The following is a 17,040-nucleotide window of genomic DNA, read 5'->3' as shown; positions in this document are numbered from 1 at the left end:
GGGTGGTACTCCAGTTGGTTACTGACAAGTAGCATCCGAGAAAACGCCAGTCCGGCTAACCGGCTAGGAGGCTCAAGTGCCCCGTGAAGTTCGGGATGTCGTCTTCGTTGACGGCGTCCGCACCCCGTTCGGCAAAGCGGGGGGCATGTACGCCAACACCCGCGCCGACGACCTGGTGATCCGCTGCATCCGCGAGCTGCTGCGCCGCAACCCGCAGCTGCCGCCGGAGCGGGTCGAGGAGGTCGCCGTCGCCGCCACCACCCAGATCGGCGACCAGGGCCTGACCATCGGCCGGACCGCCGCGCTCCTGGCCGGCCTCCCCAAGACCGTGCCCGGCTTCGCCATCGACCGGATGTGCGCGGGCGCGATGACCGCGGTGACCACGGTCGCCGGCGGCATCGCCATGGGCGCGTACGACGTCGCCATCGCCGGTGGGGTCGAGCACATGGGCCGCCACCCGATGGGCGAGGGAGTCGACCCCAACCCGCGGATCGTCGCGGAGCGACTGGTTGACCAGTCCGCCCTGGTCATGGGCGCCACCGCGGAGAACCTGCACGACCGGGTACCGCACATCACCAAGGAGCGCACCGACGCGTTCGCGCTCGCCTCCCAGCAGAAGACCGCCAAGGCGTACGCCAACGGCAAACTCCAGGACGACCTGGTGCCGGTGGCGATCCGGGACCCGGAGACCGGCTGGGGTCTGGCCACCGTGGACGAGGCGCCGCGGGACACCTCGATGGAGAAGCTCGCCACCCTCAAGACGCCGTTCCGCCCACACGGCAAGGTCACCGCCGGTAACGCGGCGGGGCTGAACGACGGCGCCACGGCGAGCCTGCTCGTCGCCGAGGAGACCGCGCGGGAGCTGGGTCTGCCGGTCGCGATGCGGCTGGTCTCCTACGGCTTCGTCGGCGTCGAGCCCGAGGTGATGGGGATCGGCCCGATCCCGTCGACCGAGAAGGCGCTGCGCATCGCCGGCCTGACCATCGACGACATCGGCCTGTTCGAGCTGAACGAGGCCTTCGCGGTCCAGGTGCTCGCCTTCCTCGACCACTTCGGCATCGCCGACGACGACCCGCGGGTCAACCCGTGGGGCGGCGCGATCGCCATCGGCCACCCGCTCGCCTCCTCCGGCGTCCGGCTGATGACCCAGCTCGCCCGGCACTTCGCCGAGCACCCGGAGGTCCGCTACGGCCTCACCGCCATGTGCATCGGCATCGGCATGGGCGGCACCGTGATCTGGGAGAACCCGCACTGGGAGGGTGGAGCCAAGTGAGCGCGAGCAACGGGTCGAGCCAGTGCGTCCCGCAGTCCCGAACGGAGGAGGCACAGTGAGCATCGCGGCACCGAACGAGGTCGTCACCAAGGCCTTGCTGCGCCTGGTGGACGTACCGGGCCTGGACCGCCCCGCCGCCCTGATCACGCTGGACAACGGCTTCGACCACAAGAAGCCGAACACCCTCGGGCCCGGCGGTCTGACCAGCCTGGACGAGGCGATCACGGCAGCCCACGCGGCGAAGCCGGCGTTCGTCGCGGTGACCGGTAAGCCCTACATCTTCTGCGTCGGAGCGGACCTCACCGGCCTACCGCTGCTCACCGACCGCGCACAGGCGCTGGAGATCGGGCAGCTCGGCCACCGGGTCTTCGCCCGGCTCAAGGACAGCGACGTTCCGACCTTCGCCTTCGTCAACGGCGCGGCCATGGGCGGCGGCCTGGAGCTGGCCCTGCACTGCCACTACCGGACGCTGTCGGCCGGCGCGGCGGCCCTCGCCCTGCCCGAGGTCTCGCTCGGTATCATCCCGGGCTGGGGCGGCACCCAGCTGCTGCCGAACCTGGTCGGCATCCCGGCGGCGACCCAGGTGATCATCCAGAACCCGCTGATGCAGAACAAGATGCTCAAGCCGAAGCAGGCGGCGGAGATGGGCCTCGCGGATGTCCTGCTGGAGCCGGCGGACTTCCTCGAGCGGTCCCTGGAGTGGGCCGCCGGTGTGGTCCGCGGCGAGCACACCGTGACCCGGCCCGAGGTCGACCGGGAGATGTGGGACGGCGTCCTCTTCTTCGCCAAGCAGACCCTGGAAGCCCGCCTGCACGGCGCCGTCCCCTCCGCCAACCGGGCCCTGGAACTACTCGGCCTGGCCAAGGAGGCGGACTTCGCCGCCGGCACCGCCGCCGAGGACGAGGCCCTGGCCGATCTGGTCTTCTCACCGGAGCTGCGCAGCGGCCTCTACGCGTTCGACCTGGTGCAGCGGCGGGCCAAGCGTCCGGCCGGGGCGCCCGACCGGGACCTGGCCCGGCCGGTGACCAAGGTCGGCATCGTCGGCGCCGGCCTGATGGCCAGCCAGCTCGCGCTCCTGTTCGCCCGCCGTCTCCAGGTGCCGGTCGTCCTGACCGACCTGGACCAGGCCCGGGTCGACAAGGGCGTGGCCTATGTGCACGAACAGATCGAGAAGTCGGTCAGCAAGGGCCGGATGGACAAGGGCACCGCCGCCAAGCTGTACGGCCTGGTGAGCGGATCGGTCGACAAGTCCGTCTTCGCCGACGCGGACTTCGTCATCGAGGCCGTCTTTGAGGACCTCAACGTCAAGAAGCAGGTCTGGGCCGAGCTGGAGAAGATCGTCAAGCCCGAGGCGGTGCTGGCCACCAACACGTCGTCGCTGTCGGTGACGGCGATGGCCGCGGACCTCGAGCACCCGGAGCGGGTGGTCGGCTTCCACTTCTTCAACCCGGTCGCCGTGCTCCCGCTGCTGGAGATCGTCCGCGGCGAGCGGACCGACGACGCCACCCTGGCCACCGCCTTCGCGGTCGGCAGGCAGCTGAAAAAGTCGAGCGTGCTGGTGAAGGACGCTCCCGCGTTCGTGGTCAACCGGCTGCTGACCCGTTTCCTGGGCACGGTGTTCGCCGCGGTGGACGCCGGCACCCCGCTGGAGGTGGCGAACAACGCGCTCGATCCGCTGGGCCTGCCGATGCGCCCACTGGCGTTGCTGCAGCTGGTCGGGCCGGCGGTGGCGCACCACGTCGGTGGCATCCTGCACGCGGCCTTCCCGGACCGCTTCGGGGTCAGCGAGAACCTCAAGCGGATCGCCGAGGCCGGCAAACCGATTGTCATCGATGACGAGATCAACGCCGAGGTGGCCAACCTGCTGGTGGTCGGCGACCAACCGCTCACCGCCGAGCAGGTCCGGCAGAACGCACTCGACGCGCTGGCGCAGGAGATCCAGCTGATGCTCGACGAGGGCGTGGTCGCCGAGGCGCAGGACATCGACCTGTGCCTGATCCTGGGCGCCGGCTGGCCGTTCCACCTGGGCGGCATCACGCCGTACCTGGACCGCTCCGGCACCACCGAACGGGTCACCGGCAAGCGGTTCCTGCCGGCCGGTGTCGCCAGCCTCCCGGCCTGACCTGCCCCTTCCCCATGATCGCGGTGGCCGCCCTCGGGCGGCCACCGCGATTCGTCTCTGGCCGGCGGGGGTCGGTCCCGTGGCCCGGGTCCCCGACCGGCTAGCATCAGCCGCCAGCACCCTCGCCTGGAGGCGTTGTCATGTCCTCACCGGTCGATCCCTGGTCCGGCCCGCCGGAGCACGGTGCCCAGCCCAGCTATCCGCCGCCGGCCTCGCGGCCGCGGGCAGCCCGGCACGCGCGTCCGGAGCCCCCCGAACCGCGACCGGACGGCTGGCGGCCCCCGCCCCCACTCGACCCCACCCCAGCCCCGCTCTCCTGGTCGGCCCCGGTCTCCACACCGCCCCCTCCCGCCACACCAGTCCCTCCCAACTGGTCGGCCACGATGGATGAGCCGACCCTGGTGCACAGCGCTATCCCGCCGATCCCTCCGGCCGAACCCGATCTGGCTGACCACGACCGGCAGCCAACGGAGACGGGTGACCCCGCCGCCCCGTCCGATTCCGCGGCCCCGGCGTCCCACCGGCCGGCACGGTCCACCCTGCTGCTCTCGCTCGGTCTGGCCGGCCTGCTCGTGCTCGCACTGGGTGGCCTCGCCTACCTCACCCGTTCCGGCGGAGACAGCCCGGCACCGCCCCCGGTCGCCGCCCCGCCCTCGACCGGCACGCCGCAAGCCGCCGAAAGTGCTGAACCGACCCCCTCAGCCGAGCCCAGCCCCGAACCCAGCCCCGAGCCACAGATCCGCCTCGTCGCACCAAAGTCACTCGACGGTCGGTCCAGGAGCACCGACTCGGAGCTGAAGGCCCTCGCCGACGAGCTGGTGGAGGAGCTGGAAGCCAAGGTCAGCAGCGGGAACAGCACGGTCGGGGCCTTCTACGGCAGCTTCGAGGATGAGGACATCATCATGGTCGCCGCCGCCTCGGGCTTCGTCCTCAACCCGACCCAGGAGCTGGACGCCACCGTTGAGGAGCTCGCGTCGGACCTGAACGTGCGCAAGATGTCCACGGTCTCCACCGACCCGCTCGGCGGCGTCGCGAAATGTGGTGACGGGAGCGCCTCGGACATCCCGCTCGGAGTCTGCACCTGGGCGGACAAGGGCAGCGTCGGCATGATCGTGATGTTCTCCGAGTCCGCGAGCACGGCCCGCTCCAACTTCGTCGACATCCGAGCGGAGATCGAGAAGCGCTCCTGAGGCCGGTCCCCACCCTCCGGGACGGTGGGGTGGGGCCGCCTCAACGGTGACGATCGCCACCAACCTCGGCGGCCCCAACGAGCGAGTCGCGCGCGAGCCCGATCAGTCGTGCTGGCGGCGCTCAGCGACGCTGCGCAGGACGCAGAACTCATTGCCCTCCGGGTCGGCGAGCACAATCCAGCCTGAGCCGTCCGGGCGGGTGTGGTCGGCGACGTGCGTCGCTCCGATCTCGATCAGCCGGGCGACCTCCTGGGCCCGGGTCCGATCGGTTGGCTCCAGGTCGAGGTGCAGGCGGTTTTTCACCGCCTTGTCCTCGGGGACAGCCAGGAACAACAGCTCCGGCCCACCCTCGGGCCGCAGGCTGATCTCGGCGTCACCGGAGTGCTCCTCGGTGGGCGGAGGGCACCCGAAAACCTGGGCCCAAAAGCCTGCCAAAGCGTACGCGTCGCGGCAGTCGACGCAGATGTTGTGGAAACGTGCGGTCACGGTCTCTCCTCAGTTCGGGTGGGAGACGCCCCGCGCAGGCTGTCAGCGATGCGGGTGGCGGGGCGCGGAACAGCTTCTGGTGAGCATCGACGCACCCCCTTTCACCCTCGGGCTGACGGAGAGATATTCACATCGTCACCAGCCGGAGGCAACCCATTTTGGGCTCGCGTTCCGGAGGCACATCCGCTCGTGCGGTCACCGTCCGAGAAAGCCACCAGCCTGTCTCGCCCACAGGGCGGCGTAGCGGCCGTCGCGGCTGAGCAGTTCGGCGTGCGTACCGTCCTCGACGACTCGCCCCTGGTCGAGTACGACGATCCGGTCCATCCGGGCGATGGTGGAGAGTCGGTGCGCGACGGCGATCACCGTACGGCCAGCCATGACCTTGTCCATGGTTTCCTGGATCACCGCTTCGATCTCGGAGTCGAGGGCACTGGTCGCCTCGTCCAGGATGAGGATCGGCGCATCCTTGTGGATGGCACGAGCGAGGGCGATGCGCTGACGCTGGCCGCCGGAGAGCTTGACCCCTCGTTCGCCGACATGCGCGTGGTAGCCGGTACGGCCTTCCTGGTCAGACAGCGTGCTGATGAAGTCGTGTGCCGCCGCCTGTCGCGCCGCCGCGACGATGCTCTCTTCCCCGGCTGCGGCCAGGCCGATGTTGTCCCGGACGGACCGGTGCAACAACGTGGCCTCCTGGGTCACCATGGCGATCTGCCGCCGCAGACTCCGCTGGGTCACCGCGGCGATGTCCTGACCATCGATCTCGATGGTGCCCACCTCCGGGTCGAAGAACCGCAGAATCAGATTGACGAGTGTGGACTTTCCGGCGCCGGAACGCCCGACGATGCCGACTTTCTCACCCGCGGCGATCTCGAGGCTGAGCCCGTCCAGCCCACCGCTGCCCGTGCCGTAGTGGTGACTGACGTTGGTGATCCGGATGGCACCGCTGCGTATGGCAAGAGCCCCCGCGTCGGGGCGGTCGGTGACCGCTGGTGGCTGGGCGATCGTCCGCAGCGCGCGGCGCAGGGTGCCGAGATGCCCGAAGAGTGCCGAGACACCGTCGAGCAGCCACTCCGCCATCGCGGTCATCCGAAAGGTCAGCGCCAGGGTGGCGGCGACCAGGCCGATGGGGGCGGCACCGGCCTGCCAGAGCAGAATGCCGTACCCGATCAGCCCCACCATCAGGATCCCGCTGAGGCACATCATCCCGACGTTCATGGTGACTTCGAGCCGCTCCACCCGCAGCCGGGCCTCGCGCTCGGCGGCGAAGACGGCCCGGTCGTCCGCGGCCGGAACACCGAGCAGCGCAAGCGTGTCGACGTTGGCGTACGAGTCGACCAGCAGACCGGTGACCGCCGAGTCCGCATCCTGATGGTGTTCGGCGGCGGCGCGGTAGCGCGGCACGACGTACGCCATCAGCCCGGCGTAGAGCAGGATCCACACCGCCAGCGGCAGGGTGAGGCGTGGGTCGACGGAGCCCAGCAACCAGATCGACCCGAGGATGTAGACGAAGACGAAGACGAGCGTGTGCACGAAGTTGTACGTCGCCATGGCCGCGGCCGCCGAGCCTTCCCGCACCCGGGTGGCGATGCGACCGGAGAGGTCTTCGCGGAACCAGCCGACCGGCTGCCGGGAGACCCGCCGATGTGCACGCCAGAGCGCGCGGGTGCGCGCGTTGGGCCGGAAGGCGATGTCGTCCAGGCCCTCGTTGAACAGGTGCAGGAGCGGGCGGGCGAAGAGGATCAGCGCTCCGACCAGGCACAGCTCCACGCCGTGGGTCTGCCACAGCGTCGCCGGGTCGGCCCCGGCGAGCGTGTCAACCAGGCGGCCGGCGTAGGCGATGAGCCAGAGCTCGACGGCGGCGCTGACGACGGTGGCGAGCAGGCTGGCGGTGAGGACACACCGCAGCGGCCGGAACTCGGAGATCAGGTAGGGCAGGACCCGCTGCGGTGCGTCAGCGGGCTCATCGGTACCGAAGGGATCGGCGGCGTTCTCGAAGAGGCGGAACACGAAGACTCCAGGCAGGAAGGAAAGAGGGAAGCCAAAGACCGCCTGGTGTTGTCATCGGATCTCTCCTCCGGTAGCCCGCCTGATGTCGATGCGCGCCGAGGCTAGCGGGCGCCAGCCGGTGCACCGCAACCGGTTTTCGGTCGCTCCGGCAGACCAGGACGAAAGAACTGGCTGCTGAAGCGGTAGAAAGCGGCGAGTAGCATCGGGCCGATGATCACCCTGACCCGAGACGATGGCTACCTGCTCAGCACCGCGCCCGAGCGGCTCGACCTTGACCTGGTCCACCACTGGCTCTCCACCGACGCGTACTGGGCCCGGGGGCGAGACCGGGCGACCGTGGAGCGCGCCTTCGCGGGCTCGATCGGCTTCGGCGTCTACCGGCCGGAGGACGGGCGCCAGGTAGCGGTGGCCCGGGCGGTGACCGACCGGGCCACCTTCGCCTGGCTCTGCGATGTCTACATCGAGCCCGCCGCGCGCGGGCGTGGGCTGGGCACCTGGCTCACCGGTGCGGTCCGCGACCATCTCGCGGAGTTCGGCGTACACCGCATCCTGCTGGGCACCAGGGACGCGCACGGCGTGTACGCCAAGCTCGGCTTCGATCCGCTCGCACAGCCGGACCGGTGGATGCAGCTCGACAACCGGTGAACGTGGCTAATGGCGGGTAGCAGCCCACGCCGACCCGCGAGGTCCGACATCGGCCCGCGCGTCAGGCTGGCGGATCGTCTCGAAAGAGACGCGCTTTAACACCCCGGCCGCCCCAGCGGGTCGCAACGAGTTCAGGACGTGGGCGGGTCGGCTTGGGCACCCAGCCATGTCGTCTGGTGTCGGGTGCAGGGCTGTCCCAGTCGGCGATCAGCACAAAAGGATCCGTGGCGCGATCAGGCCCATCGTCACACGGCTCCCGAACGACCATCGCTGGGTAGAAGCGCGTCTCCTGGGCCACCCCGCAGTCATCCGTCCGGGAGGCGACCAGGGCACCACAGGCCTCGCAGGCCACACACGGATTCCACCCAACCATGGACCAGCAGCCCGTTTGAACGAGGTCGTGGACGAAGCGTGTCCCGCGTACGTCGCCGGGTGACAGTACGAAGGTCCCGACGACCTGATCATGGCCGTACCCGGCCTCGTCGATCGCATAGGTGCCGGGGTTGAGGAGCGGCGGGTTCACGTGATGGTGATCCAGGAGCGACCAGTGCAGCCCCTCCGGCAGTTCCACCAACCGGACCGGGACGCTCAGCGTGTTCCCGCAGCTCGCACACCGGAAGCCCTCCACTACGACATTGTGGCATTCGGGCTAGGCGACGGCATCCGAGAGTGTGAATGAGCAGGCGATTGCGTGACGGGCCATCTCGACGTGCTCGCCCATGGCCCCCTGACTTCGGAACCGCTCGTCTAGTGCTCCCACCCCGGCAACCGCAGGGCGGAGACCGCGGCGTCGAGGGTGGTGGCTCGGGCAAGCGGCTGGACGTGGTCCCCCTCGGCCAGCCAGAGCCGGCAGCCCGCCCGGTCGAACGACACCAGCACCGGCTGCCCGGCGTAGTGCCGACCGACCTGCCGCAGCAGCGCGGTCGGGTCCGCCACCGGGGGCGACGGTGCCGCCTGCGGCGCGGGCACCGGCCGCTCCGGCTCCCGGGGAACGGCGGCGAGCAGGTGGCTGTCGAGGTACTCGACGCACCGGGCCAGGGCGAGTTCGACGCTGGCGCAGAACGGAGATTCCGCCCCGAGCGGCGCGTCCCGGGCCGTGAGGCGGAGGTCCCACCGTTCCCCCTGGACCTTGGTCGGGTCGCCCGAGTCGAGGCGGTGATCACAGTAGGTCAGTACGGCGGCAAGGTCGAGCGCGTGGGCGAGCCGCAACAGGTCGGTCAGCGGCGGTACGTCGGGCGCGGCGGCCAGCACGAACAGTCGGGCTCCGGGCAGCCCGGCGCCGACCCGCTCGACGTGCTGGCGGGCCGGCTCGACGACGGGGTCGTGGACCGTCACCGTGCCGTGGAGCAGGTCCTGGTCGACCGGCCGCTCCTCGTCGAGGCGGCTGAGGTCGGCCGGGCGTACCCCGAAGATGGCGGCGTGGCGGGCCAGCCGCCAGTGCGGGCGTAGCTGGTGCACGGGGGTGCCGTTGGGCTGGTAGCCGACCACCGGAGCCGACTCCCCCGCGACCGGGCGCCATGTCTCGTGGCGCACCCGGCGCAGGTCGGTCACGGTCACCGTCAGCGCCGCCGGGATCCGACCGCCGTCGCGGCAGGTGAAGCAGGCCAGACCCGACGGGGCGAAGCCGGCCCCGGAGCAGCGCGAGCACTGCGGGTCGGGGCCGGGCGCACCGATTCGGCAGTGGCAGCGGCGCAGCCGGGTGCCGGGCCGGCAGTCCGGGCAGGGGCGGTGCGCGACCGGCTCGCCCCACCAGGCCGGGTCGGGCGGCTCCACGGCTCTACGTACCAGCTGCCGCACGTACCGAACGATCTGGCCGGTGTCGCGTTCGTGCAGCTTCTCGACGGTGCCGGCGGGCCGCAACGGGGTATGCCACCAGCGCCCGTCGCGCCAGACCGCCTGGGCGCCGGGCTCGTCGTCGGCCAGGTCCGCGAGGACGGCCCGGCCGAGCCGGTCAAGGTCCACCCTCGGTGTTACGCCGGCAGCTCGCACCGGACGCACGGTGTGGGCGGGCGCCGCACGCCCCCGCTCGTCGAACCCGCGCAGCGCCTCCCGGAACGTCGTCGCGGCGACCGCCGAGGGCAGGTCCCGGGCGTGGGCCCGCGGGTCGAGCGGCACCGGCCCGCCGGGCAGCTCGTAGCGGATCGCCCAGACCGCCATGTCGTGCTGACGGCGAGCCTCCACCACCAGATCGAGGTGGAGCAGGTCGGCCAGTTCGCAGAGCCGGGCCAGCTCGCGGCCGGGTTCCGGGGGCGGCGGCGCCTCGGTGCCCCGTCCGACGTAGACCCGCCACGGCACGTACTCCTGCTGGGCGAGGGCTTCGGCCTCCAAGACCAGGCGTTCCCGCGTCGGCAGGTCGGCCCGCCACTGCTGGGGCAGCCAGTACACCGGGTCGTCCAGGGCGCACTGCCCCCAGCTCGGGCGTAGCGCGCGCACGCCGACGGTGGCGGCCAGCGCGGTGACGATGTCCCGCGCCCGCGTGATGCTGTCGGGCCCGGCTGGCGGCTCGAGGCGGCCGGGCAGCAGCCGCCGCGACGCCGCCGCCCCGGTGTCCAGGTTGACCACGGTGACCACGAGCTGCGCCCGCCGCCGCCCCGCACGCCCGCACCGACCGCAGGGCTCAACCACGCTGCCGTCACCGCCGCAGACCCGACAGTCGGCGTACGCCTGGTCGGCGCAGCGGTCCCCGTCAACAATGAGTTGGTCACCGCCCTGGACGCAGACGCAGCGCCGAACGCGGAAGCCCAGCCCGTCGCACTCGTCGCAGTCGATCACTCCGAGCATCGTTCGGTCCTCTCGCCTACTCGAGCGCGGCCCCTTCGCGCCGTCACGACCGCCGACCGCCGAGCCGGCGGGAGCAGGCACCGTCGTGGCCGTCCCGCAGCAGACAGCGTCGGCCGCCGGGCAGCGGCAGGTCGCAGAAGACCCGATGGCGTACGTCCTGTTCGTCCTCGGCCGACACGGTTGTCTCCCCCGGGTCGGTCCGTGGCAGCACCAGCGCCCAGCGGGCCAGCACCCGGGCCAGCCGCTGCGCGGCGGGGAGGTCGCGGGCCACCACCGGCAGGTGGACGACGTAGCGGCCGGTCACCGCCGGGGCTCCGAATCCGTGCCCGCCCACTGGACACGGGCCTGCTCGGACTGCCAGCGGCGCAGCGCGTCCTTGACCCGGTCGGTTTCCCGCCGGCTGCGGGCCAGCGCGTCGTAGACAGCGGCCAGGTCACCGGCGACCCGGTCGAGGAACTCCCCCACCTCCTGCGGGTCCAGCCCGCGCCGGCCCAGCCGCGTGGACCGGAACCGCCGCTGCCGCACCTGCCATGGCCACAGCGGGTCGTAGGCCGCCGAGCGGTAACAGGTCGGCCCGAGGACCGATCGCCGACGACGCCCGGCACGCCGGAAGAAGACGCGCATGACAGCACCTGCCTCTCACCGTCGAAATTGAGCTGTGGAAGGGGTAGGCCCACCGGCCCGCCCCGCACCGGCGGACCCACCCCGGCACCTGCCACCGCAGCCCCGATCGGCAGTACGGCAGCAGAGCCAGCCGCGTAGCCCCGGACGCGTACACCGTTCGTAACTCAGTAGATCCGGGACCTCACTCATCGTGCAGCGAACTGCACCCTTTCCGCAACTCCCGATTAGGAACTGGATCGTTGCGACGTTCATCCGGTTCGGGCACACTGACGTCCATGACTGGAAGCCCAACTGTCCGTCGTCGACGATTGGCCGCTGCACTGCGCCGCCTACGCGAGCAGACGGGCATGACCGCCGACCAGGCTGCCAACGAGGTCGGCATCTCGAAGTCCGCGCTCAGCCGGATCGAGAACGCCCAGGTCTCGGTGATGCCGCCGGTCGCCCGTGGCCTCCTTGAGCTATACGGCGTCGAGGGCGAGGAGATCGACGCGCTCGTCCAGGTCGCCCGGGACGCCCGCAAGCGCGGCTGGTGGCAGGCGTACGACGATGTGCTGCCGAACTGGTTCGGGGTCTACGTCGGGCTGGAAGCCGAGGCATCGGAGATTCGCGCCTTTCAACCGCAACTCGTGCCCGGCTTGCTCCAGACCGCCGACTACGCCCGCGCCGTGATCCGTGCCGAACACCCGGACTCCTCCGGCGAGGAGGTGGACCGTCGGGTGGAGTTGCGGATGCGCCGCCAGGAGTCCGACAACTCGCCGAAGCTCTGGGTGGTGCTGGACGAAGCGACGCTACGACGACCAGTCGGTGGCGTCGAAGCCTTCCGTACTCAGCTACGGAGGCTGATCGAGGAGTCAGACCGGCCCGGCAACACCGTGCAGATCTTGACCTTCGGTGCCGGCGAATACGGTTCGATGGGCAGCGCGTTCAGCGTGCTGAGCTTCCCGGAGCTGGCGGACTCGGGGGTCGTCTACGTCGAAACGCGAGCGGGTAGCCTCTATCTCGAAGGCCATCAGGTCAGGGAGTACAGCCGGGTCTTCGAGCACCTGGTCGCCACGGCGGCCAGCGCTCGCGAGTCCCGCGACCTGATCCAGGAGGCGATCAACGAGCGGTGAGAGGATGGCGCGCGGTGAGCAAGCTGGACATGACCTGCGTGACCTGGCGGAAGAGCACTCGCAGCAACGGCTCCGGCGACTGCGTCGAGGTCGCGACCGACCTGGCGGGGATAGTCGGGCTCCGGGACAGCAAGGACCCGAGCGGCCCGATCCTGACCTTCTCGCCAGCGGCCTGGACCACCTTCATCCGAGCCACCAAGGCCGAAGATTCGCGCCACTGACGCGGTAGCGGCCACCTCCACCAGCTACGCGCCCTCTCCCGGACGGACAGCCTTGCTTTTACCGTCCGCCCTGTCTCGCGGTGAGCATCGAGACCTTGCCGGGAGGGAACGTGAATACCTGGGGGCATACCACGGCATCCGGGTGCCAGGAGATGGCAGTCGTCCATCGCGCGATGGCACCCTGAACGAGTACCGCTCCATCCGCTTGATCCAGCAAGTCGTAGAGGAGCACTCCCATGCATGACGTGACCGGTGCCGCCTGGCGCAAGTCCACCCGCAGCAACAACGGCGGCGACTGCGTCGAGGTCGCCGACAACCTTTCCGACATTGTCGGGCTCCGGGACAGCAAGGACCCGAGCGGCCCGATCCTGACCTTCTCCCCGACAGCCTGGGCCACCTTCATCCGAGCCACCAAAGCCGAAGGTTCGCACCACTGACCCGGTAACGCCACCTCCACAAGGCTGCGCGCCCTCCCGGGTGGGCAGCCTTGCTCTTGCCATCCACGCCGCTGAACACGGGGCTGCACAAGCTTGGTCTATGCCGGATAGTGTTCGTCTCGCCACAGAGACGCGCCAATCCGTCTCGCGCGTCCTCACGATCAACCGGGAAGGACGGCATGGCCAACATCGAGCAAGTTAAGGCCGCACTCGCCCAGGCAGCCGAGCAAAGCAACGCCACCAAGAACCAGATCCGGGCGGCCATCGACGGCACCGAACAAGTGCTCGTCCGGCTGCGGCTGGTGGCCGCTGGCACCGGTCACCCCGCTCTCGCCGAGGCAATCAGCCGCGCCGAGCAGAGCAAGCAACGGCTGATCGAGGCGTCCACGACACTTCAGGGCAGCTCCCACGCTGCACGCCAGTACGTCAGCGTCCTGGGCTGACCGTGAGCATCGGTGACGTCAAGGCGGAGCTTCGAAACGGCAACCAGTCACTCAACCAGGCCAAGACAACGATCGAGAGCATCGGTGCCGACCTGGCCGAGGTGAGCGGCCTCGCGCTGGCCACCCTCCACGACAGCCAACATCCGGAGGCGAAAGAGGCCCGCAGGGCGCTCGCCGATGCGACTCGCGAAGTGGAGCTGACACTGCGGACAGTCGCGGCCGCCAAGGACGGGGCAACAGGGTTCCTGAAAGCGCTCGAATGAGCGGCCTCGTAGCAGAGGTCGCGGCCCAGCTCAACGCGGCGATCCAACGGCTCGACACGCTCGCCGTCACCGCCACGCACGCGCAGGAGGAGATCGGTCAGAGCCATCGCCGTTTTGCCGAGATCAGCCAAGGCACCGATCACCAAGATTGTCGAGAGGCGGTGACGCAGAGCCGTACCGCTGCGGACAAGGCGGGCCGGCTCGGTCGCCTGACCAGCAACGCAGCCGGACACCTCGCCGCCTATGCGAACGCCATCGCTCCCGGCGCTGTCCCAACCGCCCCGGTGAGGCATCGCCCTCGGGCGAGCGTCTGGCTGCTGAGGCGGAGAATCGAGGCAGCAGAGCGGAGGCATTCCTTCGACGCCACGTCAAGAAGGCAGATCAGACAGAAGGTAACCTTCAGAACGCCGAGAAGGCAGCGACAGCGGGGTTCCGTGAATTCGTCCAGCAGACGAAGGGCAGCCCCGGCGGCACCTCAACGTCCACCACCCAGCCAAAGCCCGCTACACCGGCAGATCGACCACATCTGGAGCACCCAGTCGCCTCGGTAATCATGGCGACCGGAGCGGTGGCCGTCGGTCTCAAGGGGCTGTGGAACATGACCAAGAAGCATCGGGAGAGGAAACGTCGTGACGATTAGTCCTGACATGGTCGCCTACATTCGCACGATGGTGAAAGGCGAGCACGCCGAGAACGACCGCATCGAAGCCCGCCTCGATGACCAGGGCTGGGAAGGCTTCGGCACGCTACTCGGCGCGGTCTTCTACTTCGCGGTGAACCGCCGCTTCCCGCACGGCGCCAGCCAGGACGAGGTAATCCGGTTCGTCAGCGAGATGCGAAGCACGACGACAGGTGGTCCCGAGACCGATGCGACCAGTGCGGAGAAGCTGATCCACGCTGCTCTCGATCCAAACATTGACTCGGACATCGACCCGAATGTGGCCGGGCGGGTCCAGGGCCTGACCATCCTGCACACGCTCGGCGCTGGTGCCATCTCAGACGAGGAGTTGGACGGCCTCTTGGCGGAGGGATCAGCCCTGGCCAGCCGGGTCTAGCCACTCGCGCACGACGCACCGGCGCGATGTACCTCGACAAGCCGCACGTGAATGCCATTCACCACAACATCTGGGCCGACATGCCAACCGCGCCCTGAACGAGTCCCACTCCATCCGCTTGATCCAGTAAGCCGCAGAGGAGTACTCCCGTGCCTGACCTGACCGGTGCCACCTGGCGCAAGTCCACCCGCAGCAACAACGGCGGCAACTGCATCGAGGTCGCCGACAACCTGCCCGGCGTCGTCGGGCTACGCGACAGCAAAGACCCTGCCGGCCCGGCGCTGAAATTCGCACCCGACGCCTGGGCTGCATTCGTAGCGAGAGTCAAAGACGGATCGCCGCGCGCCTGACAACGCGGCAGGTCCGGGTAGCCGCAATCCCGAAGGCCATCAGGCCAGGGAGTGCAGCCGAGTCTTCGAGCACTTGGTCACCACGGCGGCCAGTCGCTCGCAGGCAGATACCCCGACCGCACCCACCGCGTCGCCACGGCCGAAGATTGATCGCTGCGGAGGCCGCCGGAAGGGCTGATCCGCGCTGCTCTCGGTGAACCCGAGTTGGCCGACAAGATCGCCCCAGACGTCGCGCTCGGCGTTGAGGTGTTCATCCTGGGCCAGCTTCTGCAGGACTCCCACCTGACGCCGGAGCAGCTTGACGAGTTCGTCGCCGAGGCCGAACGGACTGCCGCCGAATACCGGTAGCTGTGTGAACACAGGTACCGAGCGCGGGCATTTGGTGCGGGGATGGCGCGCGGTCCTCCGGCAGTCTCGTGCCGGTCATGGTCGGCGGCGAGCTACCAGGAGGAGCAGCCCGGAGGCCACGATGCTTCCGGCCGCAGTCCACCGCATGATGTCTTCGATGGCCTCCGTGAGCCCCATACTTCTCGACTGGATGTCGATCAGTGTCGCCGCGGCCGCTACCGCGAGGCCGGAGACCCCGATAACGATCGCGAGGGTGACACCGGACGCTTCGCCCACCAACTCCCGGGCGACAACCGACTGCGTGCCGATGTTGGACATCGCGTACCCGACGCCGTAGCTGAATCCGAACAACGCGAGGCCGGGCAGGTAGGTTTCGAAACCACCGCCGAGGGAGACCACGAACAGGCCAATCCCACCGGTCACCGCAGTTACGCCCATCACTACCGGAATATTCAGGTGTTCGCCGAGGTGCCCTGAGATCGGACCGGCGATTCCGGTGGCCACCGAGGCGGCGAGAAGAATCAGACCCGCGGCGAGAGGCGAGCGGCCCTCCGCTTGTTGGAGATAGACCGTGCTACCGAACACTCCGATGACGAGAGCGAGGTTGGCGACCGTCCCCATCAGGGTCACCATGACGTAGGGACGGTTGCGAAACAGTTCAAGTTTGACCAAGGGATACTTCGCCAACCGCTCGCGCTGCACGAACGCCACCAGAACCAGCAGCCCGACCACGGCGATCCCGGCCGTGGCGAGGGGCTGCCAACTGCTCGCCAGGTCCACCGCGAGCGTGACCAGGGCGATCCCAGCCGCCACCAGGGCCAGGCCGGGCAGGTCGATCGACCGCGGCACCGTAGGGTCGCGTGATTCACGCACGCCAGCGGCGACGATCGCGATGGCGATAATGCTCAACGGTACGTTCACCAACAGCACGACCCGCCAGACGACCAGCTCTGTTATCCCACCGCCGAAGGGAGGGCCGAGCGCCATCGACACGGCACCGATGCCGTAGGCGTAGCCGATCGCCCGTTTCACCCGCTCCGCGGGAAAAGCATTCGTAACGATGGCGATGGCGAGCGGGAAGATGATGGCGGAGCCGACTCCCTGGACGGTCCGGAAGGCGATGACGGTCCCCGCGTTGGGGGCCAGGGCGGCACCCAGGGAACTCAGGCCGAAAATCACGAGTCCGACCACGAGAATGCGTCGGCGGCCAAGGATGTCGCCGAGGCGTCCGCCCGGAATCAGGAACGCCGCCAGGGAGAGCATGTAGGCGCTGATCACCCACTGCAGGTTGGTGGGAGACGTGCGCAGCTCCGACGCCATCTTCGGCAGCGCGAGGTTGAGCGCGAAGAAATCGAGCTGAACCAGGAAGATACAGAAGGATGCCGCGACCAACGTCAGCTTGGCCTGCACTGCGGCTCCGTGAGGTGAAGCACTCCCGGCCAGGTGACGAAAGTGGTGCAGGCGAAGTAACACGGGTTTTCCTCACGTTGTGAAGTGGTCGGATGCCCGAGGTGCACGTAGGCACGTCTCGCACTGTCACACACCAGCCCCGGCCGGTCCGGGTGATTCCCGGTAATCGCCGAGCCGCGCTGTTCGTCGGCGTGTAGCTGCATGAACCTTTTCAAGATCATGAGCATGGGAGAGCCCGATCGCGGTCCGACCACAGTGGTGCGTCGTGCGGCG

Annotated in this window: 17 protein-coding genes and 2 pseudogenes; 13 read left to right on the top strand and 6 right to left on the bottom strand. The window is 69.4% G+C overall.

What is annotated here, in order from left to right; genetic code table 11:
* Positions 1 to 76 precede the first annotated feature (76 nt).
* The 3 genes from SALPAC4_RS0117115 (at position 77) to SALPAC4_RS0117105 (ending at position 4,585) form a co-directional block, all read left to right on the top strand.
* Positions 77 to 1,273, top strand: a complete 1,197-nt coding sequence (locus SALPAC4_RS0117115; protein WP_027644327.1) for a thiolase family protein — start codon at positions 77 to 79, stop codon at positions 1,271 to 1,273.
* Positions 1,274 to 1,328: 55 nt separating this feature from the next.
* Positions 1,329 to 3,395, top strand: coding sequence for a 3-hydroxyacyl-CoA dehydrogenase NAD-binding domain-containing protein (locus SALPAC4_RS0117110; protein ID WP_019871354.1), 2,067 nt, complete (start codon positions 1,329 to 1,331; stop codon positions 3,393 to 3,395).
* Between the two features lie 383 nt (positions 3,396 to 3,778).
* The gene (locus SALPAC4_RS0117105; RefSeq protein ID WP_019871353.1) at positions 3,779 to 4,585 is read left to right on the top strand and encodes a hypothetical protein; all 807 of its coding nucleotides are present in this window, start codon (positions 3,779 to 3,781) and stop codon (positions 4,583 to 4,585) included.
* A 102-nt stretch (positions 4,586 to 4,687) separates the two neighbouring features.
* Here SALPAC4_RS0117105 and SALPAC4_RS0117100 read toward each other — a convergent pair whose 3' ends face one another.
* On the bottom strand, positions 4,688 to 5,071 hold the full coding sequence (locus tag SALPAC4_RS0117100) for a VOC family protein (RefSeq protein WP_019871352.1): 384 nt from the start codon (positions 5,069 to 5,071) through the stop codon (positions 4,688 to 4,690).
* A 195-nt stretch (positions 5,072 to 5,266) separates the two neighbouring features.
* Positions 5,267 to 7,078 (bottom strand): ABC transporter ATP-binding protein, encoded by a 1,812-nt coding sequence (locus SALPAC4_RS0117095; RefSeq protein ID WP_019871351.1) that lies wholly within the window; start codon positions 7,076 to 7,078, stop codon positions 5,267 to 5,269.
* 210 nt (positions 7,079 to 7,288) lie between these two features.
* On the opposite strand from SALPAC4_RS0117095, the gene SALPAC4_RS0117090 reads away from it, so the two are divergent.
* Positions 7,289 to 7,723: a GNAT family N-acetyltransferase gene (locus SALPAC4_RS0117090; protein ID WP_019871350.1), complete on the top strand. Its 435-nt coding sequence runs from the start codon at positions 7,289 to 7,291 to the stop codon at positions 7,721 to 7,723.
* A gap of 747 nt (positions 7,724 to 8,470) precedes the next feature.
* Here SALPAC4_RS0117090 and SALPAC4_RS0117080 read toward each other — a convergent pair.
* The 3 genes from SALPAC4_RS0117080 to SALPAC4_RS0117070 are packed head-to-tail and all read right to left on the bottom strand — an operon-like array spanning position 8,471 to position 11,128.
* On the bottom strand, positions 8,471 to 10,504 hold the full coding sequence (locus SALPAC4_RS0117080; protein ID WP_019871348.1) for a hypothetical protein: 2,034 nt from the start codon (positions 10,502 to 10,504) through the stop codon (positions 8,471 to 8,473).
* Positions 10,505 to 10,547: 43 nt separating this feature from the next.
* Positions 10,548 to 10,808: a hypothetical protein gene (locus SALPAC4_RS0117075; protein WP_018214634.1), complete on the bottom strand. Its 261-nt coding sequence runs from the start codon at positions 10,806 to 10,808 to the stop codon at positions 10,548 to 10,550.
* Positions 10,805 to 11,128 (bottom strand): DivIVA domain-containing protein, encoded by a 324-nt coding sequence (locus tag SALPAC4_RS0117070; protein WP_018214633.1) that lies wholly within the window; start codon positions 11,126 to 11,128, stop codon positions 10,805 to 10,807. The genes SALPAC4_RS0117075 and SALPAC4_RS0117070 overlap by 4 nt, the downstream gene beginning before the upstream one ends.
* Positions 11,129 to 11,403: 275 nt before the next feature.
* On the opposite strand from SALPAC4_RS0117070, the gene SALPAC4_RS0117065 reads away from it, so the two are divergent.
* The 9 genes and pseudogenes from SALPAC4_RS0117065 to SALPAC4_RS28570 all read left to right on the top strand — a co-directional run.
* Entirely contained in the window at positions 11,404 to 12,240 is an 837-nt protein-coding gene (locus SALPAC4_RS0117065) for a helix-turn-helix domain-containing protein (protein ID WP_027644326.1), read from the top strand.
* A gap of 29 nt (positions 12,241 to 12,269) precedes the next feature.
* Positions 12,270 to 12,461 carry a DUF397 domain-containing protein gene (locus SALPAC4_RS0117060; protein WP_397537945.1) on the top strand — a complete coding sequence of 64 codons (192 nt, stop codon included), beginning with the start codon at positions 12,270 to 12,272 and terminating at the stop codon, positions 12,459 to 12,461.
* A 236-nt stretch (positions 12,462 to 12,697) separates the two neighbouring features.
* Positions 12,698 to 12,898 (top strand): DUF397 domain-containing protein, encoded by a 201-nt coding sequence (locus SALPAC4_RS0117055; protein ID WP_019871344.1) that lies wholly within the window; start codon positions 12,698 to 12,700, stop codon positions 12,896 to 12,898.
* 179 nt (positions 12,899 to 13,077) lie between these two features.
* The gene (locus SALPAC4_RS0117050) at positions 13,078 to 13,341 is read left to right on the top strand and encodes a hypothetical protein (RefSeq protein WP_019871343.1); all 264 of its coding nucleotides are present in this window, start codon (positions 13,078 to 13,080) and stop codon (positions 13,339 to 13,341) included.
* Positions 13,342 to 13,343: 2 nt separating this feature from the next.
* Positions 13,344 to 13,604, top strand: a complete 261-nt coding sequence (locus SALPAC4_RS0117045) for a hypothetical protein (protein WP_019871342.1) — start codon at positions 13,344 to 13,346, stop codon at positions 13,602 to 13,604.
* Positions 13,601 to 14,244, top strand: a pseudogene (locus SALPAC4_RS28575) (hypothetical protein). Before SALPAC4_RS0117045 ends, SALPAC4_RS28575 begins: the two are co-directional and overlap by 4 nt.
* 7 nt (positions 14,245 to 14,251) lie before the next feature.
* Positions 14,252 to 14,659: a hypothetical protein gene (locus tag SALPAC4_RS0117040; protein ID WP_019871341.1), complete on the top strand. Its 408-nt coding sequence runs from the start codon at positions 14,252 to 14,254 to the stop codon at positions 14,657 to 14,659.
* Between the two features lie 149 nt (positions 14,660 to 14,808).
* Positions 14,809 to 15,009 carry a DUF397 domain-containing protein gene (locus tag SALPAC4_RS0117035; protein ID WP_019871340.1) on the top strand — a complete coding sequence of 67 codons (201 nt, stop codon included), beginning with the start codon at positions 14,809 to 14,811 and terminating at the stop codon, positions 15,007 to 15,009.
* Positions 15,010 to 15,177: 168 nt separating this feature from the next.
* Positions 15,178 to 15,357: pseudogene (locus SALPAC4_RS28570) on the top strand (hypothetical protein); the annotation flags it as partial.
* Positions 15,358 to 15,432: 75 nt separating this feature from the next.
* Here the strand turns inward: SALPAC4_RS28570 and SALPAC4_RS0117025 are convergent.
* Positions 15,433 to 16,830: an MFS transporter gene (locus SALPAC4_RS0117025; protein ID WP_033664801.1), complete on the bottom strand. Its 1,398-nt coding sequence runs from the start codon at positions 16,828 to 16,830 to the stop codon at positions 15,433 to 15,435.
* Between the last annotated feature and the right edge of the window lie 210 nt (positions 16,831 to 17,040).

This window comes from Salinispora oceanensis (genome assembly GCF_000383575.1).
Classification (GTDB): Bacteria; Actinomycetota; Actinomycetes; order Mycobacteriales; family Micromonosporaceae; genus Micromonospora; species Micromonospora oceanensis.
This window is presented reverse-complemented; position numbering and strand designations above follow the sequence as displayed.

Coding starts and splice junctions, on each gene's coding strand:
- SALPAC4_RS0117060 (WP_397537945.1), top strand. CDS start 12,270: ATGACCTGCGTGACCTGGCGGAAGAGCACTCGCAGCAACGGCTCCGGC.
- SALPAC4_RS0117090 (WP_019871350.1), top strand. CDS start 7,289: ATGATCACCCTGACCCGAGACGATGGCTACCTGCTCAGCACCGCGCCC.
- SALPAC4_RS0117040 (WP_019871341.1), top strand. CDS start 14,252: ATGGTCGCCTACATTCGCACGATGGTGAAAGGCGAGCACGCCGAGAAC.
- SALPAC4_RS0117055 (WP_019871344.1), top strand. CDS start 12,698: ATGCATGACGTGACCGGTGCCGCCTGGCGCAAGTCCACCCGCAGCAAC.
- SALPAC4_RS0117080 (WP_019871348.1), bottom strand. CDS start 10,504: ATGCTCGGAGTGATCGACTGCGACGAGTGCGACGGGCTGGGCTTCCGC.
- SALPAC4_RS0117105 (WP_019871353.1), top strand. CDS start 3,779: ATGGATGAGCCGACCCTGGTGCACAGCGCTATCCCGCCGATCCCTCCG.
- SALPAC4_RS0117050 (WP_019871343.1), top strand. CDS start 13,078: ATGGCCAACATCGAGCAAGTTAAGGCCGCACTCGCCCAGGCAGCCGAG.
- SALPAC4_RS0117065 (WP_027644326.1), top strand. CDS start 11,404: ATGACTGGAAGCCCAACTGTCCGTCGTCGACGATTGGCCGCTGCACTG.
- SALPAC4_RS0117070 (WP_018214633.1), bottom strand. CDS start 11,128: ATGCGCGTCTTCTTCCGGCGTGCCGGGCGTCGTCGGCGATCGGTCCTC.